General features: G+C 58.9%; 30 protein-coding genes. 1 reads left to right on the top strand and 29 read right to left on the bottom strand.

The genetic code is table 11. From position 1 onward, the window contains the following. Window positions 1-117: 117 nt before the first annotated feature. From LA304_RS17430 to LA304_RS17290, 29 genes are all read right to left on the bottom strand, one after another. Entirely contained in the window at window positions 118-1,779 is a 1,662-nt protein-coding gene (locus tag LA304_RS17430) for a ribonuclease J (protein WP_224504461.1), read from the bottom strand. After that, window positions 1,776-2,555 (bottom strand): type III pantothenate kinase, encoded by a 780-nt coding sequence (locus tag LA304_RS17425; protein WP_224504460.1) that lies wholly within the window; start codon window positions 2,553-2,555, stop codon window positions 1,776-1,778. The genes LA304_RS17430 and LA304_RS17425 overlap by 4 nt, the downstream gene beginning before the upstream one ends. Beyond that, window positions 2,555-3,331 carry a biotin--[acetyl-CoA-carboxylase] ligase gene (locus LA304_RS17420; protein ID WP_224504459.1) on the bottom strand — a complete coding sequence of 259 codons (777 nt, stop codon included), beginning with the start codon at window positions 3,329-3,331 and terminating at the stop codon, window positions 2,555-2,557. The genes LA304_RS17425 and LA304_RS17420 overlap by 1 nt, the downstream gene beginning before the upstream one ends. Next, window positions 3,291-4,727 (bottom strand): NADH-quinone oxidoreductase subunit NuoN, encoded by a 1,437-nt coding sequence (nuoN, locus tag LA304_RS17415; protein ID WP_224504458.1) that lies wholly within the window; start codon window positions 4,725-4,727, stop codon window positions 3,291-3,293. The genes LA304_RS17420 and nuoN overlap by 41 nt, the downstream gene beginning before the upstream one ends. A gap of 13 nt (window positions 4,728-4,740) precedes the next feature. Then, on the bottom strand, window positions 4,741-6,273 hold the full coding sequence (locus LA304_RS17410; protein WP_224504457.1) for an NADH-quinone oxidoreductase subunit M: 1,533 nt from the start codon (window positions 6,271-6,273) through the stop codon (window positions 4,741-4,743). After that, window positions 6,273-8,402 (bottom strand): NADH-quinone oxidoreductase subunit L, encoded by a 2,130-nt coding sequence (gene nuoL / locus LA304_RS17405; RefSeq protein WP_224504456.1) that lies wholly within the window; start codon window positions 8,400-8,402, stop codon window positions 6,273-6,275. The genes LA304_RS17410 and nuoL overlap by 1 nt, the downstream gene beginning before the upstream one ends. A gap of 6 nt (window positions 8,403-8,408) precedes the next feature. Continuing rightward, window positions 8,409-8,714 carry an NADH-quinone oxidoreductase subunit NuoK gene (gene nuoK, locus LA304_RS17400; RefSeq protein WP_224504455.1) on the bottom strand — a complete coding sequence of 102 codons (306 nt, stop codon included), beginning with the start codon at window positions 8,712-8,714 and terminating at the stop codon, window positions 8,409-8,411. A gap of 94 nt (window positions 8,715-8,808) precedes the next feature. Further along, window positions 8,809-9,423, bottom strand: a complete 615-nt coding sequence (locus tag LA304_RS17395; protein ID WP_224504454.1) for an NADH-quinone oxidoreductase subunit J — start codon at window positions 9,421-9,423, stop codon at window positions 8,809-8,811. Next, window positions 9,420-9,827: a carboxymuconolactone decarboxylase family protein gene (locus tag LA304_RS17390; protein WP_224504453.1), complete on the bottom strand. Its 408-nt coding sequence runs from the start codon at window positions 9,825-9,827 to the stop codon at window positions 9,420-9,422. Before LA304_RS17390 ends, LA304_RS17395 begins: the two co-directional genes overlap by 4 nt. A gap of 19 nt (window positions 9,828-9,846) precedes the next feature. After that, window positions 9,847-10,338, bottom strand: coding sequence for an NADH-quinone oxidoreductase subunit NuoI (gene nuoI / locus LA304_RS17385; protein ID WP_224504452.1), 492 nt, complete (start codon window positions 10,336-10,338; stop codon window positions 9,847-9,849). 3 nt (window positions 10,339-10,341) lie between these two features. Beyond that, window positions 10,342-11,379, bottom strand: a complete 1,038-nt coding sequence (gene nuoH, locus LA304_RS17380) for an NADH-quinone oxidoreductase subunit NuoH (RefSeq protein ID WP_224504451.1) — start codon at window positions 11,377-11,379, stop codon at window positions 10,342-10,344. A gap of 11 nt (window positions 11,380-11,390) precedes the next feature. Then, window positions 11,391-11,786 (bottom strand): hypothetical protein, encoded by a 396-nt coding sequence (locus LA304_RS17375; protein WP_224504450.1) that lies wholly within the window; start codon window positions 11,784-11,786, stop codon window positions 11,391-11,393. Next, window positions 11,786-13,804 (bottom strand): NADH-quinone oxidoreductase subunit NuoG, encoded by a 2,019-nt coding sequence (gene nuoG, locus LA304_RS17370; RefSeq protein ID WP_224504449.1) that lies wholly within the window; start codon window positions 13,802-13,804, stop codon window positions 11,786-11,788. Before nuoG ends, LA304_RS17375 begins: the two co-directional genes overlap by 1 nt. 6 nt (window positions 13,805-13,810) lie before the next feature. After that, window positions 13,811-14,215 carry a DUF5333 family protein gene (locus tag LA304_RS17365; protein WP_224504448.1) on the bottom strand — a complete coding sequence of 135 codons (405 nt, stop codon included), beginning with the start codon at window positions 14,213-14,215 and terminating at the stop codon, window positions 13,811-13,813. After that, window positions 14,212-14,622, bottom strand: a complete 411-nt coding sequence (locus LA304_RS17360) for a DUF5333 domain-containing protein (protein ID WP_224504447.1) — start codon at window positions 14,620-14,622, stop codon at window positions 14,212-14,214. The genes LA304_RS17365 and LA304_RS17360 overlap by 4 nt, the downstream gene beginning before the upstream one ends. Then, a complete protein-coding gene (locus tag LA304_RS17355) occupies window positions 14,619-14,885 on the bottom strand; it encodes a hypothetical protein (RefSeq protein ID WP_224504446.1) in 267 nt (88 codons plus the stop codon). The genes LA304_RS17360 and LA304_RS17355 overlap by 4 nt, the downstream gene beginning before the upstream one ends. After that, a complete protein-coding gene (locus LA304_RS17350) occupies window positions 14,885-15,301 on the bottom strand; it encodes a hypothetical protein (protein WP_224504445.1) in 417 nt (138 codons plus the stop codon). The genes LA304_RS17355 and LA304_RS17350 overlap by 1 nt, the downstream gene beginning before the upstream one ends. 9 nt (window positions 15,302-15,310) lie before the next feature. After that, on the bottom strand, window positions 15,311-16,609 hold the full coding sequence (nuoF, locus tag LA304_RS17345) for an NADH-quinone oxidoreductase subunit NuoF (RefSeq protein WP_224504444.1): 1,299 nt from the start codon (window positions 16,607-16,609) through the stop codon (window positions 15,311-15,313). 13 nt (window positions 16,610-16,622) lie between these two features. Next, window positions 16,623-16,844, bottom strand: coding sequence for a DUF5337 domain-containing protein (locus tag LA304_RS17340; RefSeq protein ID WP_224504443.1), 222 nt, complete (start codon window positions 16,842-16,844; stop codon window positions 16,623-16,625). Between the two features lie 13 nt (window positions 16,845-16,857). Next, a complete protein-coding gene (locus LA304_RS17335; protein ID WP_224504442.1) occupies window positions 16,858-17,520 on the bottom strand; it encodes an NADH:ubiquinone oxidoreductase in 663 nt (220 codons plus the stop codon). An 83-nt stretch (window positions 17,521-17,603) separates the two neighbouring features. Further along, on the bottom strand, window positions 17,604-18,686 hold the full coding sequence (gene nuoE / locus LA304_RS17330) for an NADH-quinone oxidoreductase subunit NuoE (protein WP_224504441.1): 1,083 nt from the start codon (window positions 18,684-18,686) through the stop codon (window positions 17,604-17,606). Further along, the gene (locus LA304_RS17325) at window positions 18,686-19,927 is read right to left on the bottom strand and encodes an NADH-quinone oxidoreductase subunit D (protein WP_224504440.1); all 1,242 of its coding nucleotides are present in this window, start codon (window positions 19,925-19,927) and stop codon (window positions 18,686-18,688) included. Before LA304_RS17325 ends, nuoE begins: the two co-directional genes overlap by 1 nt. Window positions 19,928-19,929: 2 nt before the next feature. After that, window positions 19,930-20,823, bottom strand: coding sequence for a sulfotransferase (locus tag LA304_RS17320; protein WP_224504439.1), 894 nt, complete (start codon window positions 20,821-20,823; stop codon window positions 19,930-19,932). 5 nt (window positions 20,824-20,828) lie between these two features. Next, window positions 20,829-21,428 carry an NADH-quinone oxidoreductase subunit C gene (locus LA304_RS17315; RefSeq protein WP_224504438.1) on the bottom strand — a complete coding sequence of 200 codons (600 nt, stop codon included), beginning with the start codon at window positions 21,426-21,428 and terminating at the stop codon, window positions 20,829-20,831. Between the two features lie 2 nt (window positions 21,429-21,430). Beyond that, entirely contained in the window at window positions 21,431-22,342 is a 912-nt protein-coding gene (locus tag LA304_RS17310) for a sulfotransferase family protein (RefSeq protein ID WP_224504437.1), read from the bottom strand. Window positions 22,343-22,378: 36 nt separating this feature from the next. Further along, window positions 22,379-22,912 carry a NuoB/complex I 20 kDa subunit family protein gene (locus tag LA304_RS17305; RefSeq protein WP_224504436.1) on the bottom strand — a complete coding sequence of 178 codons (534 nt, stop codon included), beginning with the start codon at window positions 22,910-22,912 and terminating at the stop codon, window positions 22,379-22,381. Then, the gene (locus LA304_RS17300; RefSeq protein ID WP_224504435.1) at window positions 22,903-23,268 is read right to left on the bottom strand and encodes an NADH-quinone oxidoreductase subunit A; all 366 of its coding nucleotides are present in this window, start codon (window positions 23,266-23,268) and stop codon (window positions 22,903-22,905) included. The genes LA304_RS17305 and LA304_RS17300 overlap by 10 nt, the downstream gene beginning before the upstream one ends. A gap of 281 nt (window positions 23,269-23,549) precedes the next feature. Further along, window positions 23,550-24,743 carry a DegT/DnrJ/EryC1/StrS family aminotransferase gene (locus LA304_RS17295; RefSeq protein WP_224504434.1) on the bottom strand — a complete coding sequence of 398 codons (1,194 nt, stop codon included), beginning with the start codon at window positions 24,741-24,743 and terminating at the stop codon, window positions 23,550-23,552. Continuing rightward, complete coding sequence (locus LA304_RS17290) at window positions 24,740-25,405, bottom strand: HAD-IA family hydrolase (protein WP_224504433.1); 666 nt, start codon at window positions 25,403-25,405, stop codon at window positions 24,740-24,742. The genes LA304_RS17295 and LA304_RS17290 overlap by 4 nt, the downstream gene beginning before the upstream one ends. Before the next feature lie 180 nt (window positions 25,406-25,585). On the opposite strand from LA304_RS17290, the gene glmU reads away from it, so the two are divergent. Further along, complete coding sequence (gene glmU / locus LA304_RS17285; protein ID WP_224504432.1) at window positions 25,586-26,938, top strand: bifunctional UDP-N-acetylglucosamine diphosphorylase/glucosamine-1-phosphate N-acetyltransferase GlmU; 1,353 nt, start codon at window positions 25,586-25,588, stop codon at window positions 26,936-26,938. Window position 26,939 lies beyond the last annotated feature (1 nt).

Below are 26,939 nucleotides of genomic sequence, written 5' to 3'. Positions count from 1 at the left end.
AGTTTCGCGTCCAAGAATTAAAAAACCCGCGCTCCGGCGCGGGTTTTCTTTTGCGCAAAGAAAAACGGCCCGACAAACGTCAGGCCGCAAATTCTAGTTCGCTGAGTGATGCATCGCTCAGGAAGACAGACGCGAGATCACGATCTGGACCTCGGGCTTTTTGCCCACCTCTTCCTGCGTCGTCTTGCGAATGATGCGGCGCATGTCGTCTTCGAGCTTGTCGTCGTCAGACAGCGTCTTCTTCTTTGCGCGCATGAGGAACTGGTTCACGTCCTCTTCGAGCACATCCACCAGCGGCGCACGCGACAGGCCAGTTTCTGGCAGGCCACGGACCTCACACCAGCAATCGCCGAGCGGTTCATCGTCCTCGATGATCACCGTGGCCACCACGAGGCCGTTCATCGCCATCCGGATGCGATCACGCACAATCCCGTCCATTGCCCCGATCTGGATCGAGCCATCGAGATAGGTGCGGCCTGTTTCGACGTATTCGGAAATCTTCGGCGTGTTGCCCCCGATATCGACCCCGACCCCGTTCGGCGCAACGATGGATTGGTAGCCGTTGCTCTCGGCGATCTTGGCGTGCTCCCGCAAGTGGCGGTGCTCACCGTGCATGGGAATGACAACCTGCGGCTTGACGATCTCGTGCATCAGAGAGAGATCAGGCTGGTTCGCGTGGCCAGAGACGTGAATGTCGTCGCGGCCGGAAATCGTCTCTACGCCCATTTCAGAGAAGCTATTGAGAATACGCCCGATGGCGACCTCGTTGCCCGGGATGGTCTTGGACGAGAAGATCATCGTGTCACCCTCGGCCATCTTGAGGCCGAGGTATTTGCCGCGCGAGAGCTGTGCAGTGGCGGCGCGGTATTCACCCTGAGAGCCCGTTGTCAGGAGCATCAGGTTTTCACGCGGAATGTCTGCTGCGTTCTCGGGTGACACGGTTTTCGGGAAGTCGGAAATGATGCCTGTCTCGATCGCGGCAGTGATCATCCGGCGCATTGCACGGCCCAACAGGACAACGGACCGTCCGGCCTTGGATCCCGCCTCTGCAAGCGTTTTCACGCGTGCGATGTTGGAAGCAAAGGTCGTCGCAGCCACCATACCATCTAGCGAGGCAATTAGCTCTGCCAACGGCTCAATCACCTCTGATTCTGAGCGACCCGGATTGGTGTTGAACACGTTGGTGGAGTCGCAGACGAGCGCTTTGATCCCGCCTTTGGAAATCTCTTCGAACATCTCGCGGTCAAACGGCTCCCCCACAACGGGGTTCTCGTCGACCTTGAAGTCGCCGGAGTGCAAAATGCGGCCCGCCGGCGTGTCGATCACGAGGGCGGAACTTTCGGGAATGGAATGAGAGATCGGCGCAAATCCGACGGTGAACGGGCCGCAAGTGACCGTTTCCGGCCAGCGCGACACGGTCTTGATCTGAAGCTCGTCGTGGCCGTGCTCTTCGAATTTGAGGCGGGCAAGGTGGGCCGTGAAGGCCCGCGCATATACCGGCGCGTCGAGACGTGGCCAGAGATGGCCGATGGCGCCAACGTGGTCTTCGTGTGCGTGGGTGATGAAAATCCCGTCGATCCGGTCCTTGCGCTCTTCGAGCCAGGAAATGTCGGCAAAGATCAGGTCAACACCAGGCGTGCCGTCCATCGACGGGAAGGTCACGCCGAGATCGACCACGATATAGCGTTCGTCATTGAGAGGGCCGTAACCGTAGACATAACAGTTCATGCCGATTTCACCGGCACCGCCCAAAGGAAGATAGAGAAGACGCGCGCTCATAGGTTGCCCATGTCCTTGTTATATTTGTGTATCACGGTCAAACCGTGGATCGTCAGAAACTCATCGAAATCGTCGAAGAGTTTGTGACCCTGATTGAACAGAGGTGCAAGGCCTCCCGTAGCGACAACGCGCATCGGTCTGGCGTATTCCTCTTTGATACGATTGCATGTTTCGCGCACGAGGCCAACATACCCCCAGAACACACCGGACTGCATACAGGCGACCGTATTGGTGCCAATGACCTTCTCCGGCATCGTCACGTCAACGTGGGGTAGCGCGGCGGCCTTGAGGTGAAGGCTCTCCAGAGATGTGTTCACTCCGGGAGAAATCACACCACCGACATAGGCACCGTCCTCGGCAACAACATCAAACGTCGTCGCAGTTCCGAAATCAACCACAATGAGATCACCGCCGAAACGGTCGAAAGCGCCTGCGGTGTTCACCAGCCTGTCGGGCCCCACCGTCGTACCTTCATCCACCCGTGGCATATGCGGCAGAAGGCACTCAGGCTTTCCGACGACTAGCGGGCGGCAATTGAAATACCGGTTCGCGAGAACGCGCAAGTTGAACACGACGCGCGGAACTGTCGAAGAGATGATCACCTCAGTGATGTCGGCTTCGATCTTCTGAAAATGCATCAGGGTCGAGAGCCAGACATAGTATTGGTCAGCCGTGCGCTGATGCTCTGTCGAGGTGCGCCAAGTCGCCACAAAGGACTCCCCGTCCCAAATCGAGAAGACGGTGTTCGTGTTGCCGGTATCAATACAAAGCAGCATCAGAAATAGACCTCAGCAGCAGGAATAGCGAGTTTGCCTTTGGTGGTCGCGAGGACCAGATTGCCGAAGGCATCGATCGTCTCGAACGTGCCGGTATGTTCCTCGGTCATCGTCCGGGCGCGGATGACCTCTCCGAGACGCGCGGCACGCGACAACCATGCTTCACGAAGCGGGGCAAATCCGTAAGTCGTGAATTGGCTTTCCCAAGTGGCATAAGTCGGCGCAAGGACGTCGAGGAATTCTTCAGGGGTTACCAGTGCACCCGTCTCATCAGCAAGAGAAACCGGAGCGACGGCCCCTGCCTCGACCTCGGAGACGCCCGGCGCGTGGGCGAGATTGATTCCGATCCCAATGGCAAGATGAGAGGGACCGCGTTCAAGAAGGATACCCGCCACTTTTCCGCCATTCAGCAGCACATCATTGGGCCACTTGAGTGAGAATGGGTCCGTGCGTCCGGTCACGGCAATGAATGTATCATGAAGTGCCAAGGCAGCTGCAAAAGAGCGCAACGCGACGAGTTCAGGCGCCTCCGTCGGAAACATCAAGAGCGTGGCTGCAAAATTCCCTGCAGGATTGGACCAATGGCGACCACGACGCCCGTGGGCTGCCGTTTGCTCATGCGCCATAATCCATTGCGGAAATGCGGAAGAGGCCGCGACTCGCGCGGCCTCCGACATTGTGCTGTCGACCGTTGGGAGGACGGTGCGCCCGACCCCCTCCGGCCACTTATGGCGATTATTTGACAAGAGCGTCTGCAGCGATTGCAGCCATGCCATCGACACCAAACATATTGATGATCCCGAAGAGCATGATCAGCGCGGACACTGCAAGGAGTGCATAGGCCACCGGCGCCTTGGTCTTGTCGAGCGGCTCGGATTCTGCGCCGAAGTACATGTAGTACACGATGCGCAGGTAGTAGAACGCACCGATCACGGAGGCGATCACACCGAACACAGCAAGGTAGGTCAGACCAGCGGACCATGCTGCCTGAAGCACGAACAGCTTGCCGAAGAAGCCGAGCATCGGCGGGACACCTGCGAGCGAGAACAACAGGATCAGCAGAGCCAGCGCCTTGACCGGCGAGGTGCGCCAGTAGAGGTTCAGCGCTTTGATGTCCGTCACCGGCTGACCGTCACGCTCCATCGTCATGATAAAGGCGAAGACACCGATGTTCATCGCAACGTAGATAGCCATGTAGACGAGCGCAGATTGCACGCCAAGCGCATCACCTGCCGCGAGGCCCATGAGAGCAAAGCCCATGTGGGAGATCGAGGAGTAGGCCATCAGGCGTTTGATGTTCGTCTGACCAATACCTGCGAATGCACCCAGGAACATGGAGGCCACAGCAATCACAGCGATGACTTGCTGCCAGTCGCCAACAACGCCACCGAAGGCATCATGCAGCACGCGAGCGAAAAGGCCCATGGCGGCGAGCTTCGGCGCGGTTGCGAAGAACGCGGTGGTTGGGGTCGGAGCGCCTTCGTAAACGTCCGGCGTCCACATGTGGAACGGAACAGCGGAGACCTTGAACGCGAGGCCGGTGATCACAAACACGAGGCCGAAGAGCACGCCAACCGGAACCTCGTCCTGCACCACGGTGATGATGCCGGCAAAGGAGGTCGTGCCGGAGAAGCCGTAAACCAACGAGGAACCGTAAAGCAGCAGACCGGAGGACAGCGAGCCAAGCACGAAGTACTTCAGACCCGCTTCGGTCGATTTCACGCTGTCACGGCGGAAGGACGCAATCACGTAGAGGGCGAGCGACATAAGCTCGAGGCCAACGTAGAGAGTCATCAGGTCGCCGGAGGAGACCATCACCATCATCCCGATCGTCGAGAAAAGCACGAGGATCGGATACTCGAACTTTGCGAAACCGCGCTTATCGAGGAAGTCGTAGGACATCACGAGGATCGCAGCACCGGCGAGCAGAACACCCACTTTGCCGAAACGCGAGAAGGCGTCGTCGATGAACATACCGTCGAAGGCCACATTCGAGCCGCTGCCACCGAGACCGATGAGCAGAGCGATGATCACGAAGACCGCCGCAGTCACCCAAGTGATCAGACCTGCGAGTTTATCCTTGCCGGTGTAGACGGCGAAAAGGAGTGCCGCCATGCCGTAGATGGCCAGAAGCACTTCCGGTAGGACGATGGAAAAATCAGAAGAAGTCATATCCACAGGTCCTTTAGTGAGCCGCGGCCTCTGCCACCATCGGCAGAGCTGCGTGATAGTTGTCGATGAGCGCCTCTACGGACGGACCGGTGATATCGGTCACGAGCGACGGATAAACACCGAGGAGCAAGGTCATGGCGACGAGCGGAGCAAAGATCCACTTCTCGCGCGGGGTCATGTCCTTGATCGCCTTGAGGCTCTCTTTGATCAGGTCGCCGAGAACGACGCGGCGGTAGAGCCAGAGTGCGTAGGCCGCCGAGAAGATCACACCGGTTGCCGCAACAAGAGCGACCCAGGTGTTGGCTTGGAACATGCCGATCAGCGTCAGGAATTCACCGACGAAGCCCGAGGTGCCCGGAAGGCCGACGTTCGCCATGGTGAAGAACAGGAAGACGAGCGCATAGGCCGGCATGTTTTTCACGAGGCCGCCGAAGGCGTCGATTTCGCGGGTGTGCATCCGGTCGTAGATGACGCCCACACAGAGGAAGAGCGCGCCGGAGACGAAACCGTGAGAGATCATCTGGAAGATCGCGCCGTCAACACCCTGCTGGTTCATCGCAAAGATACCGGCGGTGACGTAGCCCATGTGCGCAACCGAGGAATACGCGATGAGCTTTTTCATGTCCGCTTGGACCAGTGCCACGAGCGAGGCATAAACGATCGCGATAGCAGAGAGCCAGAGGACAAAGTCCGCGAGCATGTCGGAAGCGACCGGGAACATCGGGATAGAGAAGCGGAGGAAGCCATAGCCACCCATTTTCAGCAAGATCGCCGCCAGAACAACGGAGCCAGCCGTCGGCGCCTGAACGTGTGCATCCGGCAACCAGGTGTGCACCGGCCACATCGGCATCTTCACCGCAAAGGAGGCGAAGAAGGCGAGGAAGGCGAGCGTCTGCATGCCGCCGATGACTTGGAACCCGAGGACCGAGATGGTCGAGGACGAGAAGTCATGTGCGAGCAGCTGAACGATGTCGGTCGTGCCTGCGTCGATGTACATGGCGATCATCGCGACCAGCATCAGCACGGAGCCGAGGAAGGTATAGAGGAAGAACTTGAACGCTGCGTAAATGCGGTTCTTGCCGCCCCAGATGCCGATGATCAGGAACATCGGGATCAGACCTGCCTCGAAGAAGAGGTAGAAGAGGACGAGATCGAGTGCCATGAACACGCCGAGCATGAGCGTTTCCAGAAGCAGGAAGGCGATCATGTATTCTTTGACGCGGGTCTTCACGTCCCATGCCGACCAGATGGTCAGCGGCATGAGCGCGGTGGTCAGCATCACGAAGAGCACGGAAATACCGTCAACGCCCATCTTGTACTTGAGGCCCATGATCCAGTCGGCCTCTTCAACCATCTGGAAGCCGGTATCCTCGGGATCAAAACCCGTAAGGATGAAGAGCGAGATCAGGAAGGTGATGACCGTCGCGAACAGGGCCAGACGTTTGGCGTTGAGTTGGGCAACCTCATCGTCGCCGCGCAGGAAAAGCGCGAGAACGATGGCGGCAACCGTCGGAAGGAAGGTGACGAAAGAAAGCACGTTATCCATTAGTGTGCGCCTCCGCCAATCGACATCCAGGTAATCAAGATCACAATCCCCAGAACCATGCTAAATGCATAAGTGAAGATGAAGCCCGACTGCGCCCGACCTGCAAGGCGGGTGAAGAAGGGCACGATGCCCATGGCGAGACCGTTGATCGCGCCGTCGATGGTCTTCTCGTCGCCGCGCTTCCAGAGGAAACGACCGAGGGCGAGAGCCGGACGAACGAAGATCGCGTCATAAATCTCGTCGAAGTACCATTTGTTCAGCAGGAACTGGTAAGCGACGGGCTGGCTTTCGGCGAGTTTGCGCGGGGTTTCCGGTTTCCAGATGTAGAACCAGAGCGCCACGAGGAAGCCGAGAACCATTGCGACGAAGGGCGACACTTTCACCCAGGTCGGTGCGTGGTGCGCATCGTCAAGGATGGTGTTGTCAGCGGCCACATAGATCGCGCCTTGCGGAGCCATACCTGCGGCGTGCGCGTCGTCTGCGCCATGAGAGTCAGCAGCAACAGCATGCGTATCGGTTTCACCGTGCGCGTCAGCCGCAGCTTCTTCACCGTGGGCTGGAGCAGCCTCACCATGAGCGTCGGTCATTTCGACCTCTGCGTGGTGCGGAAGACCAAAGAACTCAACGAACTTGTCGTGGTCACCGAAGAACGCATTGTACCAGATCATACCTGCGAAGATCGCCCCCAAGGACAGCGTTCCGATCGGGACGAGCATGACCAGCGGGCTCTCATGCGCATGTTCGTGCGCGTGATGATCGCCGCGTTCCTTGCCGTAGAAGGTAAGGAAGATCAGGCGCCATGAGTAGAAGGAAGTGAACAGAGCCGCCACGACCAGCATCCAGAAGGCATAGCCGACACCGGAGGCATAGGCGCTCTCGATGATGGCGTCTTTCGACAGGAAGCCTGCGAAACCGAAGTGAGTGAGCGGGATACCGACACCGGTGATGGCGAGCGTGCCGATGATCATCATCCAGTAGGTGAACGGGATCTTCTTACGCAGCGCACCGTAGTTGCGCATGTCCTGCTCGTGGTGCATCGCGGTGATGACCGAACCAGCACCGAGGAAGAGCATCGCTTTGAAGAAAGCGTGCGTCAGCAGGTGGAACATTGCCGGACCGTAGGCACCGACACCGGCAGCCACGAACATGTAGCCGAGCTGCGAACAGGTGGAGTATGCGATCACGCGTTTGATGTCGTTCTGTACGAGGCCAACAGTCGCCGCGAAGAACGCGGTGCTTGCCCCGATGTAGATGATGAAGGTCTGGGCCTGCGGCGCATATTCGAAAATCGGAGACATGCGGCAGACGAGGAACACACCAGCCGTCACCATGGTCGCGGCGTGGATGAGGGCAGACACAGGTGTCGGGCCTTCCATCGCGTCCGGCAGCCAGGTGTGCAGGAAGAGTTGAGCAGATTTACCCATCGCCCCGATGAAGAGCAGGAAGGCCAGCAGGTTTGCGGCGTTCCAGTCACCCCAGAGGAAGTGGATGGTCGTTTCTGCGAGAACCGGACCGTTCGCGAAGACGTCGTCGAGGCGGATGCTGTCGGTCAGCAGGAAGAGACCCGCAATGCCGAGGATAAAGCCGAAGTCACCAACACGGTTGACGATGAACGCTTTCATCGACGCGGCACCGGCGGACGGCTTCTTCATGTAGAAACCGATGAGCAGGTAGGAGGCGAGACCCACACCTTCCCAGCCGAAGAACATCTGGGCGAGGTTGTCGGCGGTCACGAGCATCAGCATCGCGAAGGTGAAGAGCGAGAGGTAGGCGAAGAAACGGGCGCGATAAGGCTCGTCATCCCCGAAGTTCTCGTCATGCGCCATGTAACCCAAAGAGTAGAGGTGCACGAGCGCAGAGACCGTGTTCACCACGATCAGCATGATCGTCGTCAGACGGTCGAGACGGATGCCCCAGTCGACCGAGAGAGAGCCGACGTCGATCCAGCGCAGAACCGTGACATGATGGGTTTGACCGTCGTGGGAGAGAAACAGAACCCAGGACAGGATCGCAGCGAGAAAAAGCAGACCCGTGGTGAGATACTGCGCCGTCTTCTCGCCGATCAACCGCCAGCCGAAGCCGCCAATAATGGCACCCACAAGCGGGGCAAAAAGAATGATCGATTCCATGTCCTGTTACCCTTTCATCACGTTGACGTCTTCGACGTCGATCGTGCCGCGGTTGCGGAAGAAGCTCACAAGGATCGCAAGACCGATAGCTGCCTCTGCGGCGGCCACGGTGAGCACGAGCATCGTGAAAATCTGTCCCGTCAGATCCCCCATAAAGGAGGAGAAAGCGACAAGGTTGATATTGACCGACAGCAGGATCATCTCGATGGACATCAGGATGATGATGACGTTCTTTCGGTTCAAAAAGAGCCCGAAGATGCCGATGACAAACAGCGCCGCTGCGACTGTCAGGTAATGTTCAAGTCCGACCATGTCGTCCCTCAGTTTTTTCTCTCTCGCCGCTTCTATTGCGGCTGGTTCGTTTCGGGGCGGCACACATTGTCGCCCCGGCATTTCATATCAGGCGTTAGAGCCCCTGCCCCGGTTTGATGTCTTTCATCTCGAAGGCGTCTTCCGGGTTACGGTACATTTGCTTGAGCACGTTCTGGCGCTTGACGTCCGCGCGGTGGCGCAGGGTCAGCGTGATCGCACCGATCATGGACACGAGCAGGATCAGACCGGCGACCTGGAACAGCAGCAGGTAATCGTCATACATGATGCGACCGATGGCTGCGGTGTTGTGGGTCTCAGCCAGATCCGGTGTCACGGAGCGGCGAAGTGCTTCGGCACCCTCAGCGGAATGCCAGTCACCGAACGCGATGGCGAGTTGCAGGATCAGGACCACACCGATCAGGAGACCGAAGGGCAGATATTTCGCCATACCCGCCTTGAGTTCCGCGAAGTCCACGTCGAGCATCATCACGACGAAGAGGAAGAGCACCATCACCGCGCCGACGTAGACGATCACGAGTAGCATCGCCACGAATTCCGCGCCGAGCAGGACAAAGAGGCCCGCCGCCGACAGGAAGGTCAAAATCAGCCAGAGCACAGAGTGCACCGGGTTTCTCGAGACCACGGTAAAGGCCCCGGCCACCAACATCAGGATGGCAAAACAAAAGAATGCGAAATCCGCGACAGTCATTCACTGTCCTCCTGCGTCTCGGAGAAGACGGCCTGCGCCAACTCCAGTGCTTTTGACATAGCCGGGACACCGCCCAGCATGGACATTTGGTAGATCACTTCCGCGATCTCTTTTTGGCTGGCCCCTGCTTCAAGAGCATGGCGCACCGTCAGTTTGAACGGCGCCTCAGCCTGTGCGCCCAGAACGGTCTGACCGGCCAGCACGACGAGAAGCCGTGTCTTGGCGTCGAGCCCGTCCTTATTGAAGGTGTTGCCCCAGAACATTTCCATCTGTTCCTTCGTCATCGTCGGGAACAGCTTGTCGAGAGACGGCATCTGGAAGTTTTCCAGAGCCGGATTGAACGACGCCGCCATTTTCTGGCTCTGCTCGATCATCTCAGCGAAAAGTTTGGTGAAATCGTTCATCGGCTTTCCTTATAGGGCCTCAGCGATAGGGCGCGTCGAGTTCGAGGTTGCGTGCGATCTCGGCTTCCCAGCGCGCACCGTTCTCAAGGAGTTTTTCCTTGTCGTAGAACAGTTCTTCACGCGTTTCGGTGGAGAATTCGAAATTCGGACCTTCGACGATCGCGTCCACCGGGCAGGCCTCTTGGCAGAAACCGCAGTAGATGCATTTCGTCATATCGATGTCGTAGCGCGTGGTGCGGCGGGAGCCGTCTTCACGCGGTTCGGCGTCGATGGTGATCGCTTGTGCCGGGCAGATCGCTTCGCAAAGTTTACAGGCAATGCAGCGCTCTTCGCCGTTCGGGTAGCGACGCAGAGCGTGCTCCCCACGGAAACGCGGGCTCAGCGGGCCTTTCTCATGCGGGTAGTTGATCGTCGCCTTCGGAGCGAAGAAATACCGCAGACCGATTTTGAAGCCGGCCCAGATGTCCATCATCAGGAAATACTTGGCGGCACGGTTGTAATCGACAGCCATGGATCAGACCCCCATCGTCCAGCGCGCCCAGAACGCACCGAAAACTTCGAATTTAGCAAGGAACGCGACCAGAACGACCCAACCCAGCGAGAGCGGGAGGAACACTTTCCAACCGATGCGCATCAGTTGGTCGTAGCGGTAGCGCGGCACGATGGCTTTCACCATCGAGAAGATGAAGAAGAAGAACAGCATCTTGATGACGAGCCAGAAGATGCCATCCGGCAGGAATTCAACCGGAGAGTTCCAACCACCGAAGAACAGGATGGAGACGAGCGCACACATGAGCACCACAGCCATCAGTTCGCCCATCATGAAGAGCAGGAACGGTGTCGAGGAGTATTCCACCTGATAACCGGCGACGAGTTCGGATTCCGCTTCCGGAAGGTCGAACGGCGGACGGTTCGTTTCAGCGAGGGCGGAGACGAAGAAGAGGAAGACCATCGGCAGGTGCGGCAGCCAGTACCAGGACAGGAAGCCTGCGCCATCTTGCGCTGCAACGATGTCACCAAAGTTCATGGAGCCAGTGGAGATGATCACACCGATGATGATCAGGCCGATAGAAACTTCATAAGAAATCATCTGTGCCGCAGAGCGAAGCGAACCGAGGAACGGGTATTTGGAGTTGGAGGCCCAACCGCCCATGATCACGCCGTACACTTCGAGCGAAGACACAGCGAAGATGTAGAGGATCGCGACGTTAATGTCCGCGATGACCCAACCGTCGTTCCACGGGATCACAACCCAAGCAATACAAGCCGTGATGAAGGTGATCATCGGCGCGAGGTAGAAGACAAATTTGTCTGCACCGGCCGGCACAACCACCTCTTTCACGAGGTATTTGATAAAGTCTGCAAAGGACTGCAGGAGGCCGAAAACGCCAACGATGTTGGGGCCTTTGCGCATCTGGACCGCAGCCCAGATTTTCCGGTCGCCATACATCAGGAAGGCGAGTGCCACAAAGAGCGGCACGAGGACCAGCAAGATCTGCCCAAGCGTGAGCAGTGCGATCCCGAGATTAGTTGTCGTGAAAAATTCGACCATTTTTCAGCCTTTCACACCGTCGGTATTCCGTTGTCCCGGCAGCTTGCGAGATCGACCGTCGTGTCGAGCTTGCGCGAACCGTCGGGGAGCGCTGGCGAGATGGTGTAAACAGCATCCGCGCGCCAAATTCCACCCTCTTGTGCGACATTTGTGCGCACATCTCGCGCAAATCCGGTTGCCCGGATCGACGCGGTTTGTGCGGCGGCGCAATCTGCATTGGCCATCGCACTATTTTTTGCCTCTTCCCCGCGTGCGGAGAGGAGGGAATTTTCGAATGCACCGTCAAAAACGGCGCCGGTTGCCGCACGGCTCACCTCGGGGGCGCTACAACACGGACGGGCACAGCCGGAGAGCTGTGTGACCGCCAAAAGCGCCACCATGGTGGGATATGCGACCCCGTTGATCATTACTCAGCAGCCACCGGAGTTTCAGCGCGCGCTTTCGCCATCGCGGAAAGTTCCGCCATGAGAGAGGACGCGCGTGCGATCGGGTTGGTGAGATAGAAGTCTTTGACCGCATTGCGGAACGTCGCTTTGCCGAGATCTTTCTCCGGCAGGGCAACAACTTCGTTTTCCGGCACGCTGTCGATCTCTGCGAGGACCGGTGCGGCCTCGATCAGAGCGTTGCGCAGTTGTGCGAGAGAATCGTAGCCGAGGGTCGCACCGAGTTCTGCGGACAGAGCACGAAGGATCGCCCAGTTCTCTTTCGCCTCACCCGGAGGGAAAGCAGCGCGGAGCGCGAGCTGCGGACGACCTTCGAGGTTCACGAACAGACCGTTTTCCTCGGTGTAGGCCGCACCCGGCAGGATCACGTCCGCGCGGTGTGCGCCACGGTCACCGTGGGAGCCTTGGTAGATCACGAATGCATCGCCGGAGATTTCAACTTCGTCAGCGCCGAGGTTGTAGATGACCTCTGCCCCGTCGAGCGCCTTGTCCAGACCGCCTTCGGTCACTGCGTTCACATCCATCGCGCCGACGCGGGAGGCGGCGGTGTGAAGGATGAGCAGTTTGGAGTTGGTGTTTGCTGCGAGCTTCTGAGCAGCGGCCAGAACAGCCTCGCCATCCGCCTCGTTGATCGCGCCTGCGCCAACGATGATGAGAGACGGCGCCTCAACCACGTCGCCGTAGTCTTTGCTCAGCAGGCTTTCGAGCGCTACACGATCAGCCCCCACATAGGCGTAATCATAGGTCAGATCGGCTTCTTGACCGACGAGACCAACCTGAGCGCCTTTCGCCCATGCCTTGCGGATACGCGCGTTCAGGACAGGCGCCTCTTCGCGCGGGTTGGTGCCGATCAGCTGGATGAATTTCGCGTCGTCGATGTCCGCAATGGACGCGGTGCCTGCGTAGACAGAGCGGTTGCCAGCCGGCAGTTTCGCACCGTCGATACGGCACTCGACGGAGCCGCCGAGACCTTCAACGAGTTGCTTGAGCGCGAAAGTCGCTTCAACCGGAGCCAGATCACCGACGAGACCGGTGACTTTCTTGCCCTTCATCGCAGCGGCAGCAGCAGCGAGTGCCTCTGCCCATGTCGCTTTGGTCAGCTTGCCGTCCTTACGCACATACGGCGTGTCGAGACGCTGACGCTTCAGACCATCCCAGACAAAGCGGGTTTTGTCGGAAATCCACTCTTCGTTCACGCCGTCATGGTTGCGCGGCAGAATGCGCATCACTTCGCGGCCTTTGGTGTCCACGCGGATGTTGGAGCCCAGAGCGTCCATCACGTCGATGGTTTCGGTCTTGGTCAGTTCCCACGGACGCGCAGTGAAGGCGTAGGGTTTGGAGGTCAGCGCACCAACCGGACACAGGTCGATGATGTTGCCCTGAAGGTTGGAGGCGAGCGTTTCGTTGAGATAACTGGTGATCTCGCTGTCTTCGCCGCGACCCGTTTGGCCCATCTGGGTGATGCCCGCGACCTCGGTCGTAAAGCGCACGCAGCGGGTGCAGGAAATACAACGGGTCATCGCCGTGCCGACGAGCGGCCCAAGGTTCAGTTCGGTGGAAGCACGTTTCGGCTCGCGGTAGCGGGAGAAGTCCACGCCATAGGCCATTGCCTGGTCCTGAAGGTCGCATTCGCCACCTTGGTCACAGATCGGGCAATCCAGCGGGTGGTTGATCAGGAGGAATTCCATCACACCTTCGCGGGCCTTTTTGACCATCGGAGAGTTCGTCTTCACGACCGGCGGGGCACCTTCCGGCCCAGGGCGCAAATCTTTCACCTGCATAGCGCAGGAAGCGGCCGGCTTCGGCGGGCCACCCACGACTTCCACGAGACACATGCGGCAGTTGCCGGCAATCGACAACCGCTCATGGTAGCAGAAACGCGGCACTTCGATCCCGGCCACTTCACAGGCCTGAAGGATCGTCATGGCCGGATCGACTTCGACCTCGTTCCCATCAATGATAATTTTGCGCGTATCTGCCATATCACGTCACCTGTTCTTCATTAGAAGCATGGAGAGCTCGGATGTGCCCTCCCTCAGCTCCCGTTTCGCAAAGGCGCAAAGCGCCCTATTGTTCGTCGCATCTACCCCTTGGGCAGACAGATATTCATCAGCAGCCACCGACACGGTTTGCATGTAGGCGGGGCTCTGCAAATCTTGGACCTCGGAGGAGCTATAGCCCTGTTCCGAGATGTGTCCCATCAGCTTTTGCGCCGAAGCGCCGGTAGCCGTCGGGTTCACCGCATATTTCGGACACTCGGCGGCAATCTTTGTCGCCACGGTCGAAAGCATCACCTCGTTCATCACCACCGGATCTTCGGTGATGCTTCCCGCAGCATGTGCAGGAAGGGCGAGCATCGCTGCCGCGAGGATATGGAGCGCACGAACCGTCATTTCACATCCTTCAGGAAAGAGCCGATGATCGAGCCGCGCGCGATCTCTGCCTCACCGAAGGCACAAAGACCCTCCGGCGTGGACGGATCGAATCCCGCGTCTGCGATGTACTTGGTGCCGAGCGCACGAATACGGTCTTTCTCCGCATCACTTTCGACATAGGCGCGGATCTGATCGTCGGTGTATCCGAGATCAGACGCATCCGTCTTCACGCCCCACAGGAACGTCAGCCCCTTAAAGGTGCGCAGGTCGAGCGTCGGGCACTGGTCAGACGTCTCGATGGCAAGACCTGCCCAGAGCATATTCGTGTCGATCGCTTTCTGTTCGCGAAGCGGCGGAAGTTCCGCAGCAGCCGCAGCGCCGGACATCATCGCGAGAGAGAAGCCAAAGTATTTCAAAGCCTTCACAGGAGAACTCCTTCTGAAATTGGACGGTCGGCATGCATCGCTGCCATCGCTCCGTCTGTCAGATACGATCCGCCATTGGCGAAATCGCTGTCCCCATGATTTAGACTGTTGGCAAGACGTTCGAGCGCCTCGTCCGACTTTTGCAGATTTGTAGTGGGAAGTACCCCGAACTCATCCTGAGCATCGACCACAGGCACAACACACAGACCGGCCAACGGCCGTCCTGTGGTGCTGATCGCCTGATATGTGGTCTGACATGCCATCAGAGAACCGGTCCTTCTATGAGCGTGGCGCCGAGCGGCGTCATCTCGGTAATTTCCATCGAGGCGGCAGCGCAGATGTCTGCGTCTACGCCCGAGAGGCCGTGGCGGGCGTCGAACGCCGCCTCGGCTTTTGCCAGCCGAGCCGCCTTGACCTCTACCGGTAGGAACGGTGCGCGTTCGACCCGAGAGGACAATAGCTGCGTGGTCTGGTTGTTCACATAAATGCCCGAGCACTCATCCGCGATCTTCTCCGACAGAAGCAGCATCCCGGACAGGTCCTCTGTTTCCATCGTTTTGAAGGTCTCGTTTGCCACGGCCCGTCGCTCTTCTGTCATGCCACGCATAACCTCGTTCGCCTCGCTCATTTGGCAGGCGCTCAAGACCGTAAGCGGCAGGAGGGCGACGGAAGGCTTCATCAGTAAACCTTACTCCGCAGCGTAGGCAGCGGTGACGCGGCCCGTCTTTTTGGCTTTGATGCGATCTTCGATCTCGTCACGGAAGTGACGGATCAGGCCCTGGATCGGCCAAGCAGCCGCGTCGCCGAGCGCACAAATCGTGTGGCCCTCAACCTGTTTCGTCACGTCGAGCAGCATGTCGATCTCTTCGATCTCTGCATCGCCCGTCACAAGACGGTCCATCACGCGCATCATCCAGCCGGTGCCTTCACGACACGGGGTGCACTGACCACAGCTCTCGTGTTTGAAGAAGGACGCGAGACGCCACACGGCTTTCACGACGTCAACGGAGTTGTCCATGACGATCATACAGCCGGTGCCGAAGGAGGATTGGTTCTCACGCATCCAGTCGAAGTCGAAGATTGCGTCTTCGAGCTTGTGCTTCGGAAGAACCGGACAGGAGGCGCCACCCGGGATGATGGCTTTGAGGTTGTCCCAGCCACCACGGATGCCACCGCCGTGCTTTTCGATGATCTCGCGCACGGACATGGACATTTCTTCCTCGAACACACAGGGCGTGTTCACGTGGCCGGTGAGGGCCATGAGCTTGGTGCCGGCGTTGTTCGGGCGACCGAAGGAAGCGAACCAGTCCGCGCCGCGACGCAGGATGGTCGGCACAACGGCGATCGATTCCACGTTGTTCACCGTGGTCGGGCAGCCATAGAGACCCGCACCCGCCGGGAATGGCGGTTTCATGCGCGGCATGCCTTTTTTGCCTTCGAGCGATTCAATCAGAGCGGTTTCTTCGCCGCAGATATAGGCCCCTGCCCCGTGGTGCAGGTAGACGTCAAAGTCGTAGCCGGATTTGCAGGCGTTACGACCGATGAGACCTGCGTCATAGGCTTCGTCGATGGCTGCCTGAAGCGCTTCTTTCTCACGGATGTATTCACCGCGGATGTAGATGTAGGCCGCACAAGCACCCATAGCGAAACCGGCGATCAGAGCACCTTCGACCAGCGTGTGCGGATCGTGACGCATGATTTCGCGGTCTTTACAGGTGGCAGGCTCGGATTCATCGGCGTTGATGACGAGATAGGCCGGACGACCATCGGTCTCTTTCGGCATGAACGACCATTTCAGGCCCGTCGGGAAGCCCGCGCCACCACGACCGCGCAGGCCAGAGGCCTTCATCTGGTCAATGATCCAGTCGCGCCCGTTGGCGAGAATGCCAGCCGTGCCATCCCAATGCCCGCGCATTTTCGCACCAGCGAGACTACGGTCATTCATACCGTAGAGGTTGGTAAAGATCCGATCCTGATCCTTGAGCATCGCTCTTATCCCTTCAGTCCTGCTGACGCTTGTCGCGCCAGATCTGATAAATCACCACCATGGCCCACACGAACGAGGCCAAAGCTGCGAGGTCGAACAGGAAGACATATCTGGGATCAAGTCCCAATGTCCCGCCGATCCACTGGACCCCGATCCAGATCAACATCGTTGCTGCGATCACCACGGCTACCATCCGTGCCTTTCGCGCCAACTGCTGGTCCTTCTCCGGCCCCATCGCGTTCATAGTCTCAATACACGTCGCCGTCTTCGACGCGTTTCGAGAATTCGGTTTCCCCGCCTGCGGCGAGGGTCGTTGCCTGAGCCACCCAATCGTCACGGGTGACACGGCCTTTAAAGCCTTTCAGGTTTTCATCCATCCACGCCACTTCGGCATCGCCCCATCCGGCGATCTGGGAAAAATGAAAAATCCCCATGGAGTGCAAGAGTTGTTCGAGCTTCGGCCCGACCCCTTTGATCTCCTTGAGATTGTCCGCCGCGCCGCCCATCGGCCCCGCGAGGAACTCAGGTTTGGTTCCGCCCTCATCAGAAACGGGTGTCGCCTCTGGCGTCGCTGCGGCTGCAGACGAACGAACTTCACGCGTGTCGGCCGCATGCGGTTCCGGCGCGATCTCGTCGGCCACCGGAGTCGCCGGCTCGTCGCCGACACCAGCGGTGTGCATGAGACCATCCGTCGTCACGTCTGCCTCTGGATGTCCCTCTGCCACGGCAGCGTCATCCTCATACCAACCGATCCACAGCAGGATCGAGACCAGCGCAGCAACGAGAACACCGACAATCACAGACGCACCAGTGGAATACCCGGCGAGCACCAAGAGCGCCAGAAACGCCAACACACCGCAGATGGCAGCGATTAGCCAGATTTTCGGGGTTTTCACAGAAACCTCACTCATCCTTCTTCTCCTTTACCATTCCTAGTCGTCGGCCGTTTGGCTCTCTTATTGCTCGTTCCGCTCGGTCTTTTGCGCGTTAAACCTTAGGCGTCGCCACCTTCTGCAAAAATCTTGGCTTGCTCGATCCAGCCATCACGTTCGATCCGGCCTTTGAACTTCAGACGGCTGTCGACCCATGCGACCTGCTCCGGCGTCCATGCCGCGATCTGGTCGAAGTGGTAGAAGCCAAGCTCGTTCAGCGTTTCTTCAAGCTTCGGGCCAACGCCCTTGAGCTTTTTGAGATCGTCAGCACCACCTTCGCGAGCGGCGTCGAGCGTCACTGGCTTTTCTTCAACTTCAGCCTCGGCAGCAGGAGCGGGAGCCGGTTTTGCAGCCGGAGCCGCTTTTTTCTCGGCAGCCTGTTGAACAGCGGATTTTGCCGGAGCGGCAGGCTTGGCAACTTCGCCATGGCCCGCGCCTTTGGAAATCCACGGCGTCAGCAGCGGCACTTCGGTACCGTCGATGCGCTTGAGCGTGTCGCCAATATCAACTGCGCGCTGAACAGAACCGTTGTATTCCGCGCCGGTGCCTTTGTGCTCGGCGAGAACAACCGGACCACCTGCGGGCTCGGAGGAGTAACGACCAGCTTGCGAGCCTGGAACCGGCACATTGCCTGCTTCCATCTGGTCGAGCAGTTTCTCGAAGTTCTCTGCGGTAAGATCTTCGAAGTAGTCTTTGCCGATCTGCGCCATCGGGGCGTTCGCACAAGCACCGAGGCACTCGACCTCTTCCCAAGAGAACTTGCCATCGGCGGAAAGCGCATGCGGCTTTTCATTGATGCGGCGTTTGCAGACTTCGATGATGTCGCCAGAGCCACAGATCATGCAGGTCGTCGTACCGCACACCTGAATGTGTGCCACGGTGCCGACCGGCTGAAGCTGGAACATGAAGTAAAAGGTCGCAACCTCGAGCACGCGGATGTACGGCATGCCAAGCATGTCACCAACGTATTCAAGCGCAGGCTTCGTGAGCCAGCCTTCCTGTTCCTGTGCACGCCACAAGAGCGGGATCACGGCAGACTGCTGACGGCCTTCCGGGTATTTCGCGATCTGGCCTTCGGCCCACGCCTTGTTCGCCTCTGTGAATTCGAAAGAGGCGGGTTGTTCAGAATAAAGACGGCGCAGCATTAGCGGTCGACCTCCCCGAAAACGATGTCCATGGTGGCGATGATTGCGGACACGTCGGCCAGCTGGTGCCCTTTGGCCATGTAGTCCATGGCCTGCAGGTGCAGATAGCCCGGCGCACGCAGTTTCGCGCGGTAGGGTTTGTTGGAGCCGTCGGAGTAGAGGTAGACCCCGAATTCGCCTTTCGGCGCTTCAACGGCGGCGTAAACCTCACCCTCGGGCAGCTTGAACCCTTCGGTGTAGAGTTTGAAGTGATGGATGAGGGCTTCCATGGAGGTTTTCATGTCGCCACGTTTCGGCGGCGTCAGTTTTCCACGGGCAAGCACATCGCCCTGGTTTTCCGGCTCACGCAGTTTCGCGATCGCCTGTTTGATGATCTTCGTCGACTCGTACATCTCCTGCATGCGGCACATGTAGCGGTCGAAACAGTCGCCGTTGGTGCCAACGGGGATCTGGAAGTCGAATTCGTTGTAGCACTCATAGGGCTGCGAACGACGCAGGTCCCATGCCATGCCGGAGCCACGCACCATCACACCGGAGAAGCCCCAATCGAGTGCTTCTTGCTCGTTGATCAGGCCGATGTCCACGGTCCGCTGTTTGAATATCCGGTTGTCGGACAGCAGGTAATGAATGTCGTCGAGCACTTTCGGGAAGTGATCGGCCCACTCTTCGATATCGTCGAGCAGTTCCGGCGGCAGGTCTTGGTGCACACCACCCGGACGGAAGTAGGCGGAGTGCAGACGGGCACCACAGGCGCGCTCGTAGAAGATCATGAGCTTTTCACGCTCTTCAAAGCCCCACAGTGGCGGGGTCAGAGCGCCCACGTCCATTGCACCGGTGGTGGTGTTCAGGAGGTGGTTCAGCACACGGCCGATCTCGGAATACAGAACACGGATGAGAGACGCACGACGCGGGATTTCAACGCCAGCGAGACGTTCAATCGCGAGACACCATGCATGCTCCTGGTTCATCGGCGCCACGTAGTCGAGGCGGTCGAGATACGGCAGGTTCTGCAGGTAGGTGCGGTTTTCCATCAGCTTTTCGGTGCCGCGGTGCAGCAGGCCGATGTGCGGGTCAGCGCGTTCTACGATCTCACCGTCGAGTTCCAGAACCATCCGCAACACACCGTGGGCCGCAGGGTGCTGGGGCCCGAAGTTGATGTTAAAGTTGCGGATCTTCTGTTCGCCGTCGGTGGCGTCGCGCGAGCCGTCATCGTAGGTGTTTTGCCGGATGTCGCCGTCCATTCTCAGATCCTCGCCATGTTCGCCTGCCACCGTTCGGGTAGCCGGCCAAATGTCTTCTCCACATAGGCATATTGCGGGGCCAGATATTGGGCCGCTTTCTGCCGCTGTGCGTCACTCAGTTTCAATTTCACACCCTCATGGGTGCGGGGTTCTTCCTCGACGGTCTTCTCCGAGATGCCCAGAAACTCGCAAATCGTCGCGAGACCGTCGGTTGTCATCAATTCCTCGGTAAAGCCAATGAGACGTTTCTCCTCGGGCACCGAGCGTTTCAGTTTTTCCACAATCGTGGCGTAATCGCCGCGCGGGATGATCTGGTTCGGGCGGTTCTTCGTGACCAGACGATCCAGAACTCTGTCCGCCTTTTCCGCGAAATCCTCACCGTCTTTCAAGCCTCGCTGCGCGCGCATACGCACATGTGACCACAGCCGGTCCACAGGGTCGCGCATCAGGAACACGAAGCGCACGTCGGGGGCCATGGTTGCCATTTGCTTTAGCCGCTCTTCGGGCAAAAGCCCATAAGCCGGCGTCAGGTCCGCCACGAGTTTGCGGTCCCCCACCCCATCGACCAGATAGAAGAGATAATCATTCAGCCCCTCCTCCCCTTTCGACAGGATTTGCGTGAGTTCGTCGACATCAAGCATCCGACGCACAAGATTGGCAACCCGCCACGGATCATCGTTCTCTTGCGCCTCAGCGCGGCGTTTCTCGAGGTCAGCGCGCAGTCTCGCGAGGTCGTCGAACTGGAAGGTGAAGTTATCAAACTCGATCGTGTCGAAGTAATGAAGTTCCTTCACAGACCGGATGTGGCAATCAGGATGATCGTGCAAATAGCTGTAAAGCGAGCTGGTGCCCGCTTTGGTCGCCCCTACACAGATCATGATTGCCGGATCGCTCACTGGACTTACGCCCCCTTCTCATCGCCAGGAAGGATGTATTTCGCACCTTCCCACGGAGACAGGTTGTCGAACTGGCGGTATTCCTGCACGAGGCTGACCGGTTCGTATACGACGCGTTTCAGCTCTTCGTCGTAGCGCACTTCGGTGTAGCCGGTCGCCGGGAAGTCCTTGCGCAGCGGGTGGCCACGGAAACCGTAGTCCGTCAACAGACGACGCAGGTCCGGGTGGCCGGTGAAGATGATACCGAACATGTCGAACACTTCACGCTCGAACCAACCTGCCGACGGGTGCACCGGAAGGATGGACGCAATCGTCTCGTCCTCACGCACAGCTGCGACGACGCGGATGCGGTGGTTCTGATACATCGACAGGAAGTGGTAAACGACGTCAAAACGCTGATCGCGCGTCGGATGGTCCACGGCAGTGATGTCCACGAGCGTGGAGAATTTGCATGCTCCGTCCGTTTTCAGAAAGTCGACGAAATCGACGATCCCGGTCGGGGTGACACGCACGGTCAACTCGCCAAATGCCACCTCAGTCGAGAGCACGTCGTCGGGACGTTTCAGCTCGATTGTCGCCGCGAGTTCTTTCAAGGCCTCACTCATGATTACCTCTCTTGCTGCGACAGAAGGGATGCCTTCCGACGCTTACTCTGCTGCACCGTATTCAGCGCAGCTTTCCATGTCTCGGGAAGCGCATCGCCATAGCGCTTGTCCATTTGTGTGTAGATCGGGGCCAGACGGCCTGCGAGCGCCTCAACGAGGCGCGCATCGGCCTCATCCGCACGCGGGGTCAGACCGCCGTGCACGCGGGTACCGTAGTCGCCGCGCATAAACGGGATGCCGAGGAAGTCGCAGATTTTGCCCACGCCTTCGTCGCTAAACAGCTCTTCGTAGAACAGCACGAGGCGCTGCTCTTCCGGAATGGCCGCTTCGAATTTCTTGAGCACCTGCGCGTAACGCGTCCGCGCGACGATGCCCTGATGGGCGTCACCGTTCACGAACCCGTCGACGAAATCCACATAGCTCTGCTCCGATTGCTCTGCCGGACGCTTTTTGTAGAGCATCTTGAGCTGCGACCGCGTGCGGTCGATCGGATCACGCATGATGTAGATGAACTTGGAGTTCGGGAAGTCGCGGTTGATCTGCGCGAGGTTGTCCTCGGACAAGAGCGCATAGCTCGGCGTAATGTCCGCGACGATCTTCGCGTTTCCGCGACCGGTCGTCATCAAACGTCGATACACCGCGTGATCCTCACCCGGTGCATCGATCATGTCGAGCAGCGCCTGCAACCGTTCCGCTTCCCCCGCACTCTTCACTTCAGAGAGCTTGGCGGTGCGCAGGTTATACGCCCGCCGCACCTTCGGATCGAAGTGCGCGTCGAAATAATGCAACTCTTTCACCGCCGGCACGTGCACATCCGGGTGCTTGCGAAGATAGCTCGCAAGCCAAGTCGTCCCGGCTTTTTGCGCACCAATGCCGAAGCAGTAGGTCACATTGTTATCGAGGGTTGCGTCCATACGGTCCTTCGCGATGGGTAGCGGTCGTCTCAGGGCTTAGCGGGCAATGGTGCCCGTGCGGCGGATTTTACGGGACAGCTGCAGAATGCCGTACATCAGCGCTTCTGCGGTCGGGGGGCAGCCCGGGACGTACACGTCCACCGGCACGATGCGGTCACAACCGCGCACCACCGAGTAGCTGTAGTGGTAATAACCGCCACCGTTTGCGCAGGACCCCATGGAGATCACATAACGCGGCTCCGGCATCTGGTCGTAAACTTTACGCAGAGCGGGGGCCATTTTGTTGGTGAGCGTACCAGCCACGATCATCAGGTCGGACTGACGCGGGGACGCACGCGGCGCTGTGCCGTAACGTTCGAGGTCATAGCGCGGCATGGAGGTCTGCATCATTTCAACAGCGCAGCATGCGAGACCAAAGGTCATCCAGTGCAGCGAACCGGTACGGGCCCAGTTGATGATGTCTTCCGTCGAGGTCAGCAGGAAGCCTTTGTCCTGCAGCTCTTTGTTCAACGCCTGTGTCGCGACTTCTTTGTCGGCACCGGCGGTGTTGGCTCCGGTCATCACGCCCATTCCAGCGCCCCTTTCTTCCATTCATAGGCAAAGCCCACGGTCAGCACGCCCAGGAACACCATCATCGACCAGAAGCCCGTCATGCTCAGATCCTTGAAGGCAACAGCCCAAGGGAAGAGGAAGGCAATTTCGAGGTCGAAAATAATGAACAGGATCGACACGAGGTAGAACCGCACGTCGAATTTCATCCGTGCGTCGTCGAATGCGTTAAAGCCACATTCATAGGCAGAGACCTTTTCAGGGTCTGGATTGCGGACGGCGAGGATGAGGGCTGCGAAGATGAACACGAGGCCAAGCGCAATGGCGAGGCCGAGGAAAATGATGATTGGGAGATATTCCCGAAGCAAGTCTTCCACGAGCGGCTCCTTGATCTGCGCGCTGCCGTCGCGGGACTGAACTGTCGGGCGAACGCAGGCACGCTGCTTTGCTAGCTTTTGGTGGTTTAGCTTCCTGCGACAATATGGTCAACCAAACGGACGTATCTAAACCCCTTTGTTTCAATGCGGTCTGCAAGTTTTTTTATCTTGTGATCACGAATGACGGCCTGATCCGGACAGTTCTCGGACTGCCCGCGATTCGAGGCATAAATCCGATTGTTTAAATCGGAATTAAGAGCATTGTGCAGCGCTCGGGTCGTTCAAGCAAGCTTGCCGACCTCTTCAGAGATAATTCGCGCAATCAGCGCACAATCCTGCAGGGTAAAGGTCAACGGCAACCGCATATCCATAATGGCGCGCAGGATGCGGTCGCTCTCGGGGAGACTCTGCGGCTCCGCATAGCGCCAGCTCTCGTAGCGAGACGTAAAGGCGACGGGTTCCGGTGCGCCGAACCATTTGAGTTCGACGCCGCGCGACAAACATCCGGCAACCAGAGCTTCGATCCGCTCGTCGGACCAATCCATCACAAGAAATTGAAACGAGGAGGCGACATACTGCTCAGCTTGTGGGCGCTCGATCAGCGTGAGTCCAGGCGTGCCGCGCAGCCCTTCCTCGACGACGCGATACCGCGCGTTCCACTTTTCAACCTGCTCGGGCAAATTCCGCAACTGGACGCGCAGAATAGAGGCACGCAAGTGATCCATCCGCCCCGACACGTTCGGCGTCACATATTTGATCTTTTCAAACACCTCCGGCGCAGGACCGGCAGAGTGCTTGCCATAGAGCATGTACGACCCCGACAACATGATCGCGCGCGCGGCAAGCTCCTCATCATCGGTGACGAGCAACCCGCCCTCCCCCGAATTGATATGCTTGTACGTCTGCGTCGAATAGCAGCCGATCACGCCATGACGACCGGAAGGCACCCCATCCCAAGACGCGCCCATCGTGTGTGCGCAATCCTCGATCACGGCGACGCCCGCGCCATTACAGATATACATGAGCGCATCCATATCGACGATGTGGCCGCGCATGTGGGAGAGCATGAGGACTTTCGAACCCGTCTCCGCAATCTTCACCTGCAGATCGTCGAGATCGATCACGAGCCCCTCGGTCACCCCGACAAACACCGGATTTGCCCCCACCGCCGCAATCGCACCGGGCACGGGGGCAAGGGTAAATGCATTGGTCAGAACAGGCTCGCCCGGCTGCACTTCGAGTGCCCGCAATGCCGCGCCGAGCGCGTAACCGCCGGACGCCACAGCGAGACAATATTTAGCACCGGTGTAGGCTGCGAATTCTTCCTCAAGGAGCGCGACTTCACCCTTCTCGTTCGGCAGCGTGTTGTAGCGGTGCAAACGACCGGAGCGCATCACGGCGACAGCCGCCTCAATCGCCTCTTCGGGGATGGGCTCCTGCTGCGTAAAAGTACCGGTGAAAATCTCGTCGCTCATCCGATCAACTCCCGCGTGACCCGCGCGAGGTCATTATAGTGTGAGAGCAAAGCCTCCGGCGCGAGCGAGCGCACGCCCTCCCCGTCCGGCCCGAATGTCACCAAAGCGCAGGGCACACCCGCCGCTTTCGCCGTCGAACGATCCGTTTCGGTGTCCCCGACGAGAAAACTCTGCGCGAGAATGCCACCGGCCTCTTCGACAGCCGCGACATAAGGTTTCGGGTCCGGCTTGGAGACACCAACCGTTTTCGCCCCGATCATCGACCCAAACATATCCCGCACCCCGAGGCGCGTGAGCAGACGGTCCGCGAGGTCCTCGGGCTTGTTGGTGCAGACGCCGACGGCGTAGCCATCCGACCGAAGTTGTTCGATCGCCTCAATCGCCCCGTCATAAAGACGTGTGTGCGTATCGATATTCTCTGCATAGGCGTCGAGCAGGATGGGATATTGGGTCATCACATCCTCTTCCGTGAACCCCGGCTTCACTTTGGAAAACCCGAGGTTGAGCATCGCCCGTCCGCCGCGAAAGGCCGTGTGCGCGTCGGCCACAGGGTCCAAAACATCACCATACCCCAGACCGCGAAAACAGGCATTTGCACCTGCAATCAGATCGGCGGACGTGTCCGCCAGCGTGCCGTCGAGATCGAAAATCACCGTCTTCATCTGGGTCTTAAACCTCTCTCAAATCGGACGGCATCGGATGCATTTGGCAAATCCCCGCCCAAGCCTGTAATCTGGCGTCAGAAATAGTGAAGCTTGCGTAGGCCATCTCGCCCTTGCGGTACTCCCGCTCATGGGTAAAACGGCTAGCAGACAAAGAAAAGAGCAGATCGGGACCAAACCATGGCCACAGCCCTCATTCTCCTTGCCGCAGGACAAGGCACCCGCATGAATTCAGATCTGCCGAAGGTGCTCCACCCGATCGGCAACGCCCCCATGTTCGCCCATGCCCTCGCCTCCGCCTCCGCCCTTGCGCCGGAGCGCACCGTGGTCGTCGTTGGCCATGGCGGGGAACTGGTGTCTGCGGAAGCCAAGAAGATCGACGACACGATCCTGATCGCGGAACAAACCGAGCAACTCGGCACGGCCCATGCGGTGCTGCAGGCGAAAGACGCGCTCGACGGGTTCGAGGGCGATGTGATCGTGCTCTATGGCGACACGCCGTTTATCTCCGAAGACACGATCCTCGCGATGGCCGAAGCCCGCAAAACCGCTGATGTGGTTGTCCTCGGGTTCGAAGCCGCCGATCCCGCCCGCTATGGCCGCCTCGTGATGGACGGCGACAAACTCACACGGATCGTCGAGTATAAAGACGCGACCGACGCAGAACGTGCAATCACCCTGTGCAACTCCGGCCTCGTCGCCGCAGATGCCGCTGTGCTCTTCGACCTTCTCGCGCGCGTCGGCAACGACAACGCCGCAGGTGAATACTACCTGCCAGACATCGTGGAACTCGCGTGGGAGACCGGCCGCACAGCGACCGCCGTATCTTGCGATGAGGCGGAGACGCTCGGGGTCAACAGCCGCGTGGAACTCGCCCGCGCCGAAGGGATCTTCCAAGCTGCAAAGCGTCTCGAAGCGCTCGAAAACGGCGTGACCCTCGTGGCGCCTGAAACCGTCTTCTTCTCCCTCGACACATATATTGGCCGCGATACCATCGTGGAGCCCAATGTCGTCTTCGGCCCCGGCGTGACGGTCGAGAGCGGCGTGCGCCTGCGCGCGTTCAGTCATTTCGAAGGTTGCCATGTCTCTCTCGGGTCCACCGTCGGTCCGTTCGCCCGCCTGCGTCCCGGCGCGGAACTCGCCAACAACGCGCACATCGGCAACTTCGTCGAGGTGAAGAACGCGCAGATCGGCGAAGGCACGAAGGTCAACCACCTCACCTATATCGGCGACGCGGACGTCGGAGACGGCACGAACGTCGGCGCGGGCACCATCACCTGTAACTATGACGGCGTGTTCAAACACCGCACGACGATTGGCCGGAACGCGTTCATCGGGTCGAACACCATGCTCGTTGCCCCCGTCGAAGTGGGAGACGAGGCTATGACCGCCTCCGGTTCCGTGATTACATCGGATGTGCCCGCAGGCGCCCTCGCGGTGTCCCGCGCCAAGCAGGCCAACAAACCCGGCCTCGCGATCAAAATGTTTGACATGCTAAAAGCGCGCAAAGCGAAGATGCAGAAGGGGCAATAAC

Source organism: Celeribacter litoreus, assembly GCF_020165855.1.
Classification (GTDB): Bacteria; Pseudomonadota; Alphaproteobacteria; order Rhodobacterales; family Rhodobacteraceae; genus Celeribacter; species Celeribacter litoreus.
Note: the sequence above shows the minus strand (reverse complement) of the source record. Positions and strands in the feature narration are given on the sequence as shown.